General features: G+C 57.6%; 13 protein-coding genes and 1 pseudogene. 7 read left to right on the forward strand and 7 right to left on the reverse strand.

Going from position 1 to position 14,606, the window contains the following annotated elements; all coding sequences use genetic code 11:
* Positions 1-10: 10 nt before the first annotated feature.
* Both ACRESH_RS16340 and ACRESH_RS16345 read right to left on the reverse strand, forming a co-directional pair.
* The gene (locus ACRESH_RS16340) at positions 11-646 is read right to left on the reverse strand and encodes a hypothetical protein (RefSeq protein WP_431742954.1); all 636 of its coding nucleotides are present in this window, start codon (positions 644-646) and stop codon (positions 11-13) included.
* Between the two features lie 142 nt (positions 647-788).
* Positions 789-2,183, reverse strand: a complete 1,395-nt coding sequence (locus ACRESH_RS16345) for an acyltransferase family protein (RefSeq protein WP_431742955.1) — start codon at positions 2,181-2,183, stop codon at positions 789-791.
* 206 nt (positions 2,184-2,389) lie between these two features.
* Here ACRESH_RS16345 and ACRESH_RS16350 point away from each other — a divergent pair, with 206 nt between their 5' ends.
* Positions 2,390-4,303, forward strand: a complete 1,914-nt coding sequence (locus ACRESH_RS16350) for a hypothetical protein (protein ID WP_431742956.1) — start codon at positions 2,390-2,392, stop codon at positions 4,301-4,303.
* A gap of 43 nt (positions 4,304-4,346) precedes the next feature.
* On the opposite strand, the gene ACRESH_RS16355 is transcribed toward ACRESH_RS16350, so the two are convergent.
* Positions 4,347-4,739, reverse strand: a complete 393-nt coding sequence (locus tag ACRESH_RS16355) for a GFA family protein (RefSeq protein WP_431742957.1) — start codon at positions 4,737-4,739, stop codon at positions 4,347-4,349.
* Positions 4,740-4,851: 112 nt separating this feature from the next.
* Here ACRESH_RS16355 and ACRESH_RS16360 point away from each other — a divergent pair, with 112 nt between their 5' ends.
* The 3 genes from ACRESH_RS16360 to ACRESH_RS16370 all read left to right on the forward strand — a co-directional run bounded on the left by ACRESH_RS16360 (position 4,852) and on the right by ACRESH_RS16370 (position 7,668).
* Positions 4,852-5,604, forward strand: coding sequence for a phytanoyl-CoA dioxygenase family protein (locus tag ACRESH_RS16360; RefSeq protein ID WP_431742958.1), 753 nt, complete (start codon positions 4,852-4,854; stop codon positions 5,602-5,604).
* A gap of 353 nt (positions 5,605-5,957) precedes the next feature.
* Entirely contained in the window at positions 5,958-6,845 is an 888-nt protein-coding gene (locus tag ACRESH_RS16365; protein ID WP_431742959.1) for a LysR substrate-binding domain-containing protein, read from the forward strand.
* 127 nt (positions 6,846-6,972) lie between these two features.
* Complete coding sequence (locus ACRESH_RS16370) at positions 6,973-7,668, forward strand: tRNA (adenine(22)-N(1))-methyltransferase (RefSeq protein WP_431742960.1); 696 nt, start codon at positions 6,973-6,975, stop codon at positions 7,666-7,668.
* A 66-nt stretch (positions 7,669-7,734) separates the two neighbouring features.
* Here ACRESH_RS16370 and ACRESH_RS16375 read toward each other — a convergent pair whose 3' ends face one another.
* Positions 7,735-8,220, reverse strand: a complete 486-nt coding sequence (locus ACRESH_RS16375) for an adenosine-specific kinase (RefSeq protein ID WP_431742961.1) — start codon at positions 8,218-8,220, stop codon at positions 7,735-7,737.
* A 151-nt stretch (positions 8,221-8,371) separates the two neighbouring features.
* On the opposite strand from ACRESH_RS16375, the gene ACRESH_RS16380 reads away from it, so the two are divergent.
* A complete protein-coding gene (locus ACRESH_RS16380; RefSeq protein WP_431742990.1) occupies positions 8,372-10,045 on the forward strand; it encodes a TonB-dependent receptor in 1,674 nt (557 codons plus the stop codon).
* Positions 10,046-10,203: 158 nt separating this feature from the next.
* Here ACRESH_RS16380 and ACRESH_RS16385 read toward each other — a convergent pair.
* Positions 10,204-10,429: pseudogene (locus tag ACRESH_RS16385) on the reverse strand (TraC family protein); the annotation flags it as partial.
* 189 nt (positions 10,430-10,618) lie between these two features.
* On the opposite strand from ACRESH_RS16385, the gene ACRESH_RS16390 reads away from it, so the two are divergent.
* Both ACRESH_RS16390 and ACRESH_RS16395 read left to right on the forward strand, forming a co-directional pair.
* Positions 10,619-10,939 carry a helix-turn-helix domain-containing protein gene (locus ACRESH_RS16390; RefSeq protein WP_431742962.1) on the forward strand — a complete coding sequence of 107 codons (321 nt, stop codon included), beginning with the start codon at positions 10,619-10,621 and terminating at the stop codon, positions 10,937-10,939.
* Positions 10,932-12,194 carry a type II toxin-antitoxin system HipA family toxin gene (locus tag ACRESH_RS16395; RefSeq protein WP_431742963.1) on the forward strand — a complete coding sequence of 421 codons (1,263 nt, stop codon included), beginning with the start codon at positions 10,932-10,934 and terminating at the stop codon, positions 12,192-12,194. Before ACRESH_RS16390 ends, ACRESH_RS16395 begins: the two co-directional genes overlap by 8 nt.
* A gap of 258 nt (positions 12,195-12,452) precedes the next feature.
* Here the strand turns inward: ACRESH_RS16395 and ACRESH_RS16400 are convergent, their stop codons facing one another.
* Entirely contained in the window at positions 12,453-13,793 is a 1,341-nt protein-coding gene (locus ACRESH_RS16400) for a tetratricopeptide repeat protein (protein WP_431742964.1), read from the reverse strand.
* 311 nt (positions 13,794-14,104) lie between these two features.
* A complete protein-coding gene (locus tag ACRESH_RS16405) occupies positions 14,105-14,395 on the reverse strand; it encodes a hypothetical protein (protein ID WP_431742965.1) in 291 nt (96 codons plus the stop codon).
* Positions 14,396-14,606: the final 211 nt, after the last annotated feature.

The following is a 14,606-nucleotide window of genomic DNA, read 5'->3' on the forward strand; positions in this document are numbered from 1 at the left end:
CCGGGGCTTGTCAGCCGGTGAGCCCTGCGCGGGCTGCATTGCAGTAGCGGTGGTTGCGTGTATCAAGGGTGCTCAGGGCATTGTTGAGGTGCGTCGGCGACTCCCCGGTGAGCTGGCACAACAGTGCGATGATCACCTCACCATTCACCGTGCCTTGGGCTTGCAGCAGCTGCGCGACAGCGCTGAGCGCTGGCCAATATCGGCGCACCAGGCAGCTTGAACGGGCGATGGCTCGGGGCTCGGCGCCGAGCACCTTGCGTGCCGGAAGCAAACTGATCAACTCCATTCCCCGATGGCGGTCACCGGCACCGCTACGGGAGATGCACTTGTCGGACGGACTGTGCCGGTAGATTGCCTCGGCCACGGGGCCGGCGAAGCAATGCAAAAGATCGCGCTCAATGGAGTCGATCATGGAGGGCAGGTATTCAGCGATGCCGGGGGGCTCGAAGGCGGGGAGAGGAATCAAGTATTCGGCTTCCACCAGGCCCTTGACCTGTTGCAGGTTACCGCGCAGATCGACCATCGGGCCGATCAGTGCTTCTGCGCGGGTCCGCACGGTCACACGCTTTATGCGCTGGCCATTCCACCAGAAGGCCAAGGCGTGGCCTGCTTCATGGAAAGCTGTGCAACGCGGGCGTGTGTTCATGATCCAGGCCTCAGTCGTGCAGGTAGCTGCTCACACCATCTGCTTCTCGCCTGGGGTTCGTACAAGAGATTTTTACTATCAGATGGCAAGAGTGCGGCTATTGCGCGTTGGCACCTGTTACTCGCTCAGTCTGGCTCGCAGATCAGGACTCGAGCACGGGGCGTTTGTCTGCGGGTTTGTTGGCGAGCGCCCGGCCAAAGGCTTGCCCGGTCATTTCGACATACCTGTAGGTGAACATAGACACCAGTATCACCAAGCCCACCACCAGCAATGCCACCAGGTTGTTGAACAGTGCATTGCCGGTGTCCAGGTAGCGGGTCCCGTCGATCATCGGCGCGATATCGACGCCAAGTATTTTTTTTCCCACCATGAACACTGACACCACGCAAAACAGAATGGCCGCGTGGGTCAGGTAGATGGAGTAGGACAACTTGCCCAGAAAGCCGAAGAACTGCCCCGCCAGCAAGCGCGACACTGCTCCACCATCAAAGGCGAATATAAGGATGATGACGCCAAACAACGGGCTGGCCACTAACGCCTTGGCCGCGAAATCGTTCACCACAAATAACAGCGCCGCCGCAACCGCCGCAACTTCAAGCACTGTCAGCAGCCAGAACATCGCCTGGCCGGGTTGAGAAATTTTCAGGTACAGGGTGTAAGCGAGGCAGCCGGTAAAGAAGTAGGCCAGGCCACGCAGCGACTCGAGGGTGAAGAAGGTATTGCCTGTATACATCAACATCAGCGTCACCAGGACGACCGTCGCCCACACCCATTGCCGGAAGCCGACGGCAACACTCAAGATCAAGGCGAACACCATGTAGGTGTAATACTCGATACTGATGCTCCAGGACGGATAGTTAAATGAAAGTGGGTTGCTAAAGTGTGTCCAGGATTGCAGCAGTAGGGCATTAGGCAGAATTTCGGCAGGGGCAAATTTCTCGGAAAAGGGAGCGTTGTTGAATGTCATGCCCTTTTGCAAAGCAACATACCTGCCGCACTCCAATAGTATGAAAGCAGCCAGCATGAACAGGTGTAAAGGTACTAAGCGGAACGTTCGAGATATGAAAAACTTGCGAAAATCAAACTGTAGTTTGTTGCCATAGGCATGGGTCAGGACAAAACCACTGAGGACAAAAAAGAAGGCTACAAATACCTCGGCATGGCGAAAGAATAGCCACTCGGTGAAACTGTCGCTGACCCGCAAGTGATAGAGCACTACCGACACGGCAAACAGGCCCCTGAAGCTGTCCAGCGAATGAAAACGCTTTTCTACGCTCATATCGAGGCCCCTCTCCCTGCAAGCGAACTGCGAGTTCGATGTCACGTTAGCATCACCTATCCAAAGAGCAAGGCGGTTTCCCATGCTTGCGCGCAACACAATATTGACGCCGTAATCCCGCCAAATAATGCTTAAATGAAGCGCTGGCGATAAAAGCCAATGGTTAGCAGCGACACGACTCGGTATTAGAAAAACAAGTCGAAAAAGGTATATACCGTCCATCGCCTCGTTAATATTTTTCCGGCGCATGTTTTTCATCACATCCATTGTCCTAGAGCGCAAGCAGGCAATAAGCCAAGGCGTCAGCTTTCGGGCATGCGCCGTCCGCGATGACAGTCTATTGGCGCAATGTGCCATTACTGATCTATACCCGTTGTAGCCGTCTCAACACCTTTACACTTGTCCTGAACCTGATGAAGCACGCGCCTGGCGTCGCTACGCCGGATACCAACGCGAAGGAACGTATGAAACCAACGTTTTTGCTAATGATGCTCGTGTTCAGCAGCCTGGCCCATGCAGCACCCATGCGCTGGGGCGACATTCGCGACGGCAGCCTGTACCTGCAGCCGGGTCGCGATGACACGTTGCGCGTCAGTTGGGTACCGGCCTGGCAAACCAGCGCCAATGAAGAACGCATCTACTTGCTCGACGGCCGGGGACAATTGCACGGCGAGCGCTTCATCCCCTCCAGCGAAGGTCACGGCCGACAAACCTGGCCATTACCCGCCAGCGCCGCGAGTTACCGCATGGAGGTGCCGGGCTACAGTTTCAGGCGCTATCGCTTCGAGCACGACGACAACACTGTCGCGTTGTTCGCTCCGGCCAAAGTGCATTTCAGCGTCGAAACCACGAATGATGTCGAGCTTTATTTCAAGGTCCGCGCCGGTGAGCACGCGATCTTGGCGGGCAAGTATTTCGGTGGTGTCAATGCCTTGCAGGCCGAGCGCCTGGGCGATCGCACCAGGGTCGCACTGAGGCTCAAACCGACCAAGGACTACCCAAAGTTCGACCAGATTGCCCTGCCTGTTGCCAACACCGACCAGACCTGGCGCCTGCGCCTGCAAGGCAGCGGCAAGGCGGCTTTCTGGCTGGACGGCACGGCCAACCTGTTTGCCCAACGCCCGCAGCACCTGCAGCCGTTGCGCCAGGAGAGCGGGCGTACCGAACTCAACCTGCATGCCCAGATCCTGGGGCCCACGCCGCGCCTGGGCATTGCCATGCCCTACCTGCTGCCGCCGCCGGCAAGCCATGCCATCCTCGATGCGCTCAAGCCACGCGCGGCCGGTTTCTACAGCAACGTCGACATTATGGCCGGCCGCCCCCACTACGAAGATGCCTTCCGGCGTTTCTATGAGGAGCGCGCCGGCATTGATATGAACATCACCTTGCTCGGTGCCTCGCAGCGCAAGGCCGACCTGGAGGTCAATGCCCAGAGCATCGCCGGCCTGGATGCTTGGCTTGCGGCAACGGTGGCCCTGGGAGGCAAAGGCACGCACTACCTGTCGTTTGCCGACGAGCCCAATTACAACTACCGCGACTACGCCACCTACAAGCGCTTCTTCGATGCCATGGAGCGCCAGGTGCGCGCATACCCAGGCGCCCGCGAAGCCGGCGTGCGTATCGCCATGCCGGCGAGTTCGCGCCTGGTCAACGGACCGTTCATTCCACAGGGTGACCAGCGCCGGGGCATCGATTGGGCCCGGCGCATGCTCAAAGAATCGGCACCGCAGATCGACGCCCTGGCCTGGCACGAATGGATGATCCGCGACTTGCTGGCCACCCGTGTTTACCGTGACAGTGTGCGTCAAGCGGCCGATGTGGTCGGTCGGCAGGCAAATGGTCGGCCGCGCAAGGCACTGTTACTGGACCAGACCAATATCTCCAGTGGTTCCAGCGTGAGCCCCTACGAACAGGAAACGCATTTTGCTTCCTTGTGGTGGGCTTCGGTCGCCATCAGCTCTGCCCAGGATGGCCTGCTTGATATGATCAACTGGTTTCAAGCCGCCGACGACCCCGACCACCTCAAAGGCATGATTCGCCTGCCAGGTCCCAACCGCTTCGAGTTGAAGCCTGTAGGCCTTGCACAGCAGTTCATGCAGGCGCACTGGCTCGATCAGGTACAGCGTCTGGACAACAGCGCGTTCGAAGTCGATGCCCTGGCCATGGCCCGCGACCGCCAACGCAGTGTGCTGGGCGTGAACAAAGGCGAGCGTTTGCAGCAGATCAGCCTGCAGGGCGCAGGCAGCGTCTGTCCGTCGCTCACCCTGTTTGGCCCCGACAGCCGAAGCCGCGACGCCGCGATCGATTGCCGCAACGGCAGTATCCGTTTTGAAGTGCCTGGCGAAACGCTGTTTGCCTTGACCTGGAGCGCCTCATGACCAAGGCCACTGCGCTCTTGGACGGGCAGGTCGAGGAGGGGGTCTACTCCTCAAAGCGATCGCTGGGATCATGATCGTGTTCGTATCGTCTGCTGAGCGCAAACGCCGGCAACCAGGACTCGCGCCGCACTATCCAGCTTTCGTAGGTAGGTATCAGTTGGTCGGGGGCATCCAGGGATCCCAGGTGCACTTCGATTTCGTCAGCGCTGCGGGCGAAAACCGACGAGCCGCAGCGGGGGCAGAAAAAGCGCCCGGCGTAGTCGTGTGTCTCGCCCTCGATCGTCACTGCATCCTGAGGAAATACCGCAGACGCGTTGAACAGCGCGCCATGATGCTTGCGACAGTCCAGGCAGTGACAAAGGCCGACCCGGTAGGGGCGTCCCGAGGCCACAATTCTTACATTGCCGCAAAGGCAACCGCCGGTGAATCGGTCCATGCTGAGTCTCCCGCTTGTGCGTTCACAGATAGACTTCGCCTGCCTCCAAGTTTAGCCTCACGTCAGTTGAGAAACTGATCATCTGACGGAGTTTGGTTTGAACACAAGGACAATGTCATTTGCCTCCCAAGGCTATGCGGTGATCCCGGCGGTTGTTTGTGACGACGAGCTAGCGTTCGCTCGTGAGCTCGCCAACGGGCTGATAGACCGCTATCGGCGGGGCGAAGAGGCGGTTTTGTCTGTCGGTGTGAACATCGGCGATGCGGGTCGGCGCCATCCGCAGCGCAACCCAGGAATCAACCTCGAACAGTGGAGGCATGAACCTTTCATCATTGGTGATCTCATCGCCCTGGAACCCCGTTTTGCACGGTTATTCTCCCAGCAGTCCATCTGGAACTGCGTAGCCGAGCTATTCGGCTGTGCTCCGTCTGATCTGTTGTTTCACTTCAGCAATCTCACCCGCAAACCAAGCGAAGTAGGTCCTGCCATAGGCTGGCATCGAGACGCGGAAAACACCTACTTCGCCAGTCAAGATGGACGTACTGTGCGTTTACTGATCCCGCTTCAGTTCATGTCAGGCGAAAATGGCGGCACCGCAGTTGTACCCAGTTCTCACCTCGAAGCCGACGCGGCTACCGATTGCGCACTATGTCCCGAAGTACCACCGGGCGGCTGCCTGGTACTTCACTCAGCCACGCTGCATGGCGGATCACCCAACCGTAGCGGGCAGGAGCGAGACGTGATCGTTATCCAGTTTGGTTTGCGTTCTTCAACGCTTCGCTGCAAGGCACCCGAACGTTTGGCGTTATCAACTCGAGAGGATCTTCTGGCGTTCTACCGAAACTTGGTTGAAGGGGGGGCATAGGTTTTTCAGGTTGGCCTTTACTGGTGTGATAGATATTTTGAGGTCGAAGCGGGTCAACTCTCTGGTGGCCGACGTCCAGATCAAGCGCATCAATGTGAACGTTTTATTCAAGTGACCGGTTCAATCCACAACCCAAAGCGGACAAATCTTTTTACACATAGTGCTTACTCAGACCGCTTTCTATTTCGCCTTATGACAGCTGAGTCAGACTGGAACCCCTACGAGCGTCGAGACTGAAGGCGCCGGATCCCGCGACTGCCAACAGCACAAATCAACCAGCCATTGCGAGGTTCTTGAGGAACAGCGCCATCAACGTTCTGGCCGCGGCCATCAGGTAAGACTGGACCTTATTCATGTCGGACCTCACGGCAGCTTGGGTGGTCAGCGTGGCGCAGACCGGCAGCCTATCGGCTGCGGCCGAGCGCCTGGAGATTCCGCTGCCTACCTTGAGCCGACGCATTCGCGAGCTTGAACAGCAGTTGAAGGTGCAACTGCTCGAACGCTCTGTGCGTGGTACCAAACTCACTGATTCGGGGACGCGATTGTACGAACACGCCAGCCGAGGCATTGAGGCTTTGATTGAAGGCGAACAGGCCGTGATCAGTGACCAGGCGCATTTGAAAGGACGCTTGCGGCTGTCATTGCCGCCGTCGTTTGAACCGTGGTGGGACGTACTGTCGGCTTTCCAGCGCCACTATCCGCAGATCCAAATCAGCGTCTACACCACCGAGCGCCGCATCGATCTCATCGAAGATGGTGTCGATGTGGCGTTGCGCGTAGGCATGATTGCGCACGAGACCATGGTTGCCCGTCGCATGCTGACCTATCGTCACATTCTCGTGGCCAGTCCGACATTAATCGAGCGGCTAGGTGCACTCAATAGCGTCGAGGCCCTACACGGTTATCCATGTGCGGTCTGGAGCCAGGGGGGCAATGCGATATGGCAGTTGGGCGGGGTGGTATTCAAACCTGAGGCGATGCTGTCCACCAACGACTATGCGCATCTGCGCAGCCGGGCGTTGGGCGGTGATGTGGTAACGGAGCTGCCGCCATTTTTAGCGGCGAGTGCCATCCGCGAAGGGAAGTTACTTGCGCTACTTCCCGAGCATCCACTGCCGGAACAGCAAATCAATTTGCTTTATCCATCACATCGGCATCCGTCTGCCATTGTGCGGGCGTACCTGGACTTCTCGCAGGGGTACATGGGCTACCTCGCAGAGGTGTCGTCTGCTGGCGAGTAAAGAGCCGCTCCTACAGGTCGAGCCATGACCCTGGTCGCATAAAGTTGAAATGCACGGCGTTGCCCGACAAAATCGCGCCCCGACCCGGCCAAAGGTGCCGGATGCTCGTGGTGAAAAGGGGCTGCAGTTGAACGAACAGACATTGTCCATGCGCCTGGAGCGCGTGGCGGCGCATGTGCCGGCAGGTGCGCGCCTGGCCGATATCGGCTCGGATCACGGCTACCTGCCGGTGGCGTTGATGCGCCGTGGCGCCATCGCGGCGGCGGTGGCCGGCGAAGTGGCATTGACGCCGTTTTACTCGGCCGAACGCACTGTGCACGAGAACAGCCTGGAGCAGCGGATCAGCGTGCGCCTGGCCAATGGCCTGGCGGCGATCGAGCCGGTAGACGGGATCACGGCGATCAGTATCTGCGGCATGGGCGGCGAGACGATCCGCGACATTCTCGACACTGGCAAGGTACGTTTGAGCGGCCAGGAGCGCCTGATCCTGCAGCCCAACGGCGGCGAGCAGCCACTGCGCCAATGGTTGATGGAAAATGGTTACCGCATTCTCTGCGAGGAAGTGCTGCGGGAAAACCGCTTCGACTACGAAATCATCGTCGCCGAGCGCGCAGGTCCGGTGATGTACACCGCCGAGGAGCTGTACTTCGGCCCGCTGCAGATGCAGGCCCGCAGCCCGGCGTTCCTGGCCAAGTGGCAGAGCATCCTGCGCCAGAAGCAGCAGACCCTGGCCAACTTCGCCCGGGCGCGGCAGGCCGTGCCCGAGGAGAAGGTACAGGACATCGCCCGGCAGGCCCGGTGGATTATCGAGCTGCTGGCTTGAGCCCCGGTTCAGGGTTTGCGCTATCGATTGCTCCGTGCTTCGGCGTTGGGCATCATCAACTGCAATTCACTGCTTGTAGCCAATCTGGCGCAACAAGCTCTTGCGCCACAGGATGTCTTCGTCGCCTTCAATATCATTGGCACAGAAGCCATCCACGACGCCCAGGATTGCTCGCCCTTGTTCCGTCTCAGCAAGAATCACTTCAGTTGGATTGGCTGTTGCACAAAAAATACGGCATACCTCTGGAACCATTTTGATGGTGTTTAACACGTTCAGCGGGTAGAAACCGTCGCCTAGGAAAATGATGAAGCTATGGCCTGCGGCGATGGCTTTCGCATTCTTCTGTGCAAGCTCAATCATTGAGGTATCGGTGCCAGACCATCGCACCAGGCATTTGCCAGAGGCTTCACAAAAGGCCACGCCAAACTGGATGCCTGGCACGGTATTTACCAACGCTTCGTGGATGTCCTCGACGGACTTGATGAAGTGCGTCTGACCCAAAATGAAGTTCGTCACATCCGGCTTATCGATTTTCAACGTGATAAGTTGCATCTCAAACGCCTCCTTTCACGACGTTGCTACCAGCATCTGGCGACAGACCAAGCATAGCTACTCATTTGTGTCGCGCTGATTGGCGGTACGGATAGCGAACCAATTCATCGACGGTGCCGTGCAGCCGAACCGCGCATTGACGTTCAGCCCGATGCCGCTGTGGGATGCCGAGCAGGTCGAAGTGTTCCTTGGCCCACAGTCCACCACTCAGGGCCCAAACTCCCTGGCCGGTGCAGTGGTCATCCAGACCAGGAACCCGACGTTTCAACCCACCTTCTCGGCGCAAACCAATGTCGGCAACGAAGGGCAGTACGGTGCAGCGGTTGCTGGCGGTGGTTCGATCGTCGACGACAAGATAGCGGGGCGTCTCGCTGTCGATTACCAGGAAGGTGACGGTTACATCCGCAACGTCGCACTCAATGACGACGCCAACCCCAATCGAACCACCAATGCCCGTGGCAAGCTGCTGGTTTTGCCTAACGAAGATCTCGAAGTCTTGCTGACTTACGCCCATGGTGAGCACCGTCAGGGCGACAACTCGGTCATGCGTGAAAACGGCAAGGTCCGTTATTACAAGATGTCGTCCAACACCAAGGCGTTCGACAACCTCAAACAGGACACCGTTAGCGCCAAGGTCGATTATCGCCTGAATGATGACTGGTCCCTGACCAGCCTTACCGCCAATACCCGTTCGGATTACAGCGCCCGATTGGACTTCGACCAGACGGCCGTGGACGACCAGGTCATTCTACGCAAGCAGGACGGTGATCTGTTCAGCCAGGAACTGCGTCTTAACTACAACGCGGACACGGTGAAGAGCTTCGTTGGTGCTTACTATGGCCACAATACCAACAACTTTCATGACAGGTTGTTGTTCGATGGCGAACTGTTCGGCACGGCCAAGGGTGACACCAGGATTGAAAACAAGGCGCTGTTCGGCGAAATCAACTGGACGTTTGCACCACGCTGGACATTGATTACCGGTCTGCGTTACGACCATGAAACGAACGACACCGACATTGATCAGGACGATTTCTCCAGCCCTGGCAAGGTCAGCAAGTCGTTTGACGCCGTGCTGCCGAAGCTGGGCATCGACTACGAGCTGGCCGCGGATCAGTACCTTGGCTTCATGGTGCAGAAAGGTTATCGCGGCGGTGGCGTCAACGTCCGGGCCGGCGGCGGTCACGAGTCATACGATCCGGAGTACACCACCAACTACGAACTGTCGTACCGCGGTTTGTTCTTCGACAAGACCCTGCGAACCCGTGCCAACCTGTACTACACCGACTGGAAAGATCAACAGGTCAGCGTGCTTGATCAAAACACCCAGTTCGTCCATGTCTTCAACGCCGGTCGCAGTGATATCAAGGGTCTGGAAGTCTTCGTTGAAAAAGACATCAGCGAACAGCTGACGCTGAACGCCGGTGGCGCCATCACCGATGGCAAGTACAAGGACTTCGTCACGGGTGATGGCCGGGACATGAGCGGCGAATCGTTCCTCTATTCGCCTAAGTACAAGGTGTCAGTCGGCGGTACCTATCGTTTCGACGAGCGCCTGATCTTCAATACCGACGTCACTTACCAAAGCGCCAGCCCGTCAGAATACGAGTTTGACGCCGACGGCCAGGTCACCGGTGAGCGCAAGAGCGACAACTATGTGCTGGTCAACTTCAACACCGAGTACAAAATCACCAAGAATGTCGCCGTGTCCGGCTTCGTGAAAAATGTCTTTGACAAGGAATACATCACCAACAACCGCAGTGGCGACATCATCGATGTCGGCGCCCCGCGCACGGTGGGGCTGGTTCTGCGCTACGACATGTAAGCCTTGGGCGCGGGGAAGCCGGGTCCCCGCGCACACCTAGCGGCTCAGACACTGTGCGTGGGTATTTTTTCCAGGAAATGTGGAAAGTCCGGCGCGTAATCATTTGCATAGCGAACGGCTGCTTGCTCGCAAAGCAGCTGGTGCTGTGGGAGTGGCGGTGAGCCTTGCGCACGCGGCTGGATGTACCCGTGCAGGGTGTCCAGATAGCTGTCCCAGGCCGTGTCATCATGGGCATGGAGCCGAACCACCCAGAGGTTGTCGTCGAGCTCGTCGAAGCTGTCCTGCAGCGTGTTCTCCAGGCTGTCGCGCACCTGCGCGAGCCGTGCAGTTCGCGCCCTCTGTACCCACGGGGATGAGCTCGAAAAAGGCGCTAACCGATACCCCATGGTTCCGGCTTGAGAACCAGGGCTCGCGCTTCAAGATAGATTTGGCAGTAACCCCAGTAAATTGGGGCTAATGTACAAAATGCCTACATAAGCCACACAATCTTGGAATTAAGTATCTTGAACGGAATTGCGGTTAATTCTATAATTTTGGGTGTTAAGTGGGGGGTCTGCTACAGGAAGTCACAATATGTTGGATTTAAGCTTCAGTAAGCCAAGTGAGGTCGTCAAGCGACTCTGCGAGCGACTGCGCACAGAGCGGTTGGCTCTGCAGATGACACAAGCTGATTTGGCCGGTCGCGCCGGTATTGGTACCAACACCGTGTCCAACCTGGAAGCTGGGCGCAATGTGGGGTTCGAGAATGTGGTCCGCGTGGCGATGGTGCTGGGCCGAACCAAAGAGCTCGAAGGACTGTTCTTGCCAAAATTGGACAGCCTTGAAGACATTCGCCGCTACGAAAACTGTGCTCGCCGCATTCGTACCAATAAGAGGAAGCCTGACAATGCTTGAGCAGGTTGACGTCTATTACGATGGCTGGGGTGAGCGTTGGCTGTGGGGCACGCTGATGTCTACGACCGTCCTCACTGGACGTCCACAAATTGTATTTGAGTACAGCGATGAGGCGAAGCTCAAAGGCTTGGAGCTTTCATCCTTCAGGCTTCCGTTGGAGGGGGCTAAGTTACGCAGAGACTTCCCGTCCCACCAGTTGGGCCTGCCAGGTCCTGTTTATGACTCGTTGCCTGACGGCTGGGGCATGTTGCTGATGGACCGTTTGTTCAGGAGTCGCCGCCTCAATACAGCGCGTATTGGGGCTCTGGAGCGGCTGGCTTACATCGGCAACAATGCCATGGGAGCAATGTCATTCGAGCCCGTAGCACCTGAGGGGCAGGAGCCGGGCGTGGATATCCCCCTCGATTTGCTCGCGGCCGAGGTACAAGAAGTACTCCATGGGGAAGGTGAGGAGTTCCTGCAAACGTTGCTGCTGGTGGGGGGCTCGCCTCAAGGTGCCAGGCCAAAAGCCTTGGTCTATCGCAACCCTCAAACCGGAACCTATACCACCGCCGTCACGCCGGGTTTCGAAACCTGGCTGATCAAGTTCCCGGCCAAAGAAGAGAATGCCGAGGTGTGCGCTATCGAAATGGTCTACGCCGAGTGCTTGCGCATGTGTGGTATCCAGACCCCGGACACGCAGTATTTCAGTCTGCCCAATGGGCTGGCTGCCTTCGCGAGTAAGCGCTTTGACCGCCAAGACGGTCAGCGCGTACCCATGCAAAGTCTCGCCGCTTTTACCGGCGGCGACTACAAGGTTCCGGGGGTCTTGGACTACGTCAACTTCTTGCGTGCGACCCAGATGTGCACCAACGATGTGCGAGAGAAAGCGCTCGCCTTTGAGCGTGCCGTCTTCAATGTCGCGTTCAACAACCGAGACGACCACCCCAAGAACTTCGCCTACATCATGTCGTCAACTGGCGAATGGAAGCTGGCGCCGGCCTACGACGTGACCTTCTGCGAAGGACCGGGTGGGTACCACCAGATGGATGTGATGGGTGAGGCCATGGCGATCAAGCGTGAGGCAATGCTCCGCCTTGCAGGCGAAGCTGAAGTCGCAGAGGACATTGCCGGAGTCATCATTGATAATATTTGCACAGTGGCCAGCCAGTTTGCGGCCATTGCCGATAACCTGTTCCCGCAACTGATCACCCGGGACACCCTGTACATGATCCAAGGCCGCATCAACCAGAACATTGACCTGCTGCGCGAATGACGCATCAGCCGGTGGGTATGGCGCTGATCCCAAAAAACATTCTAATTTGGCTCTAGATCAATGGTCATAGGCCGAAAACTATCGGAGTTGCCCCGACATTTGTCCCCGACTGCACGCCATACTCGAGTGATCCCGATCGGGAATCCTGACACGATCCAGTATGGCCTTTGCTGGCTTTCAGTGTAATGCCTCAATCGAAACCCTCGTCGCAAACGAGATCGAACGCGCCTTCGCAGTGCGCGGATGACTGACTTCCTGCTATCGCGCATGCAGAGACTGTAATTGATCAGCGCGCATTTTCCAGGCGTGGTTGATCGGGCTCTCAGGCTTTAACGCAAGGCGCTCGGCAACCAGTGCTTCGGCAAGTGCGCGGTTGCCAAGACGAATAGCTGCTTCGGTCAGCGTCAATGAGAAGACATCACGCTGCGCGTGACTACCGCCGAAGCGGTTAGCTTTGGCGCGTAGCGGCATCAACGACGCAATAGCCTGGGCGTAATCCCCACGACCAAACGCCACCAACCCTTCGCACGCGGGCACACCAATCTCTCTACTCATCATGGCGTTGGTACCACTGCCAGCAGCGGCCCGCTTCAGGGCATCCAACTGCTGAGCTTGTGCGCGACTGTTTCCAGAACCCACGAATGACATCATCGCGTTCACGTCGTTAAAAGCGTAGAAGCCGTCTTCACAACGGGACTCCCATTTTCTGGCCAGTCCTTTCCATCGATCTCCAACGTCATGACCAAGCAGGGAGAGTCTCCAGAGCAGCGCTGATCCATCAAGTAGCTCAAGCGCTTGACCAAATCCACCCGCTGAGATGTCCTCATCAAAGAGACGAAGCGCGCCAGCCACGTCATTAGCCTCAAGGAGGAATAGTGCTTGGTGCCACCACAAATGGAAGGCAAACATGCTGTTGGGAGCCCAGGCACTGGCGCTGGATGAAAGGTACTTAGCCCCTTCTTCGCTACGGCCCTGCATTTCCATGACATGAGTGACGGCATGCACTGCCCAACCATCCTGCGGGTTCAAGGCAACAGCCTCGCGGCCCTGCTCTTCGGCCTGCCGGTAATCCCCTGCCTCTTCCAGGCCAAAGGCATACATCCCTTTCACAAAGCCAAAGCCAGGAATCTCGTTATCCCAGCGCGGCATCACACGAGCCACACGATCACGGAGCATGTGCGAGTAACCTAGATAGAAGTCGCCCAGATGGGCGTATTGCAGTGCCAGCAGATCGCGGGGGTGCTCGATCGAAACACGCCCCCAGATTTCGATTGCCCGCTCCCAGTCGCCGTCGAACCAAGCGCGTACTGCATGGATATGCTGCCGCTCGCGATCATTCGCTTTCGGTGCCAAGCGCTCTGCCGCGTCCAAGCTCTTGAACAGCTCTGACTCAAACGCTTTGTCGGTCGCAGTCGCAATCGCGCCAGCACGAAAGGCATAGGCCAGCGCAAAATCCGGGTGCTCCGCGATAATTTTGTCAGCCGCAGCCAGAGGATCGGCCTGGTAGGCATGCAGCAAGTCGCAAGCGCTATCCAGAGCATCGATTGCCTCCTGCGAGCCACAGGAAACAGGATTGCCACGCTTGTCGCGTTTGCTCATGGTTTCCCCTGACCACGCCCTGAGGGCATACATGATCGAGATGTGAAGAACGCACTCGATTGTCCCTCCGAATTTGGCTCAGAGACACTTTTCCGACGAAACGTGAATGGCTGTTTCTGCCCGGTAGCAGACCTTCCCGGCAGGCAGCTATCAAGCCGAAGCGGGCGGTGCAGCGAGAGTCTGTGAGGGGGCAGGCTTGTCCCGCGATTGCCAGTTGCTCCAGCGAGGCACCGTTGCGGGACAAACCCACAGACGCGAATCAGGTGAGTCTGCGACAGCGATAGTGTCGTGAGATCAATCGCAAGGGCGCGCTATTTGATCTGCACAATGACCGGACCTTCCGTCACGATCGGCGGGTCCGCGTGGATATGTGATGCATTTTTCTGAATCCAGTCACGTGCGACTTTCAAGCTCGCATCGCTGCCGGCCTTGTCCGTGCAAACAGTCACCGCCGTACCACCATCACCGGTATTGAGCAGTGTGTAGCTTACGAGGCCAGGCACTGTCCGCAGGGTCGCTTCGACGTCGGTTTTGCGCTCTTCTAACAGCTCGAAAAGCTGCTTTGCTCCAGCACCCAGGTAGGTTCTTATAACCGCGTACATGTTCGTCTCCCTCGGGAGCAGCGTCTTGATGCCAATCCAGGTCCACTGATGGCCGCTATCATCCAGGTTTCAATTCGCCCCGATTTATTAAGCTTAGCCACACGCCAGCGACGAGCGAAAGGCAACGACCACCGGCCGGTTCTGACCGAATTCTGCCTGTCACGAAGCGCTGAAAACGCGAACGACGGTAGTTGATTGGGGCGCATCGGCG

The sequence above is a fragment of the Pseudomonas sp. genome, from assembly GCF_050739775.1.
Taxonomy (GTDB): domain Bacteria; phylum Pseudomonadota; class Gammaproteobacteria; order Pseudomonadales; family Pseudomonadaceae; genus Aquipseudomonas.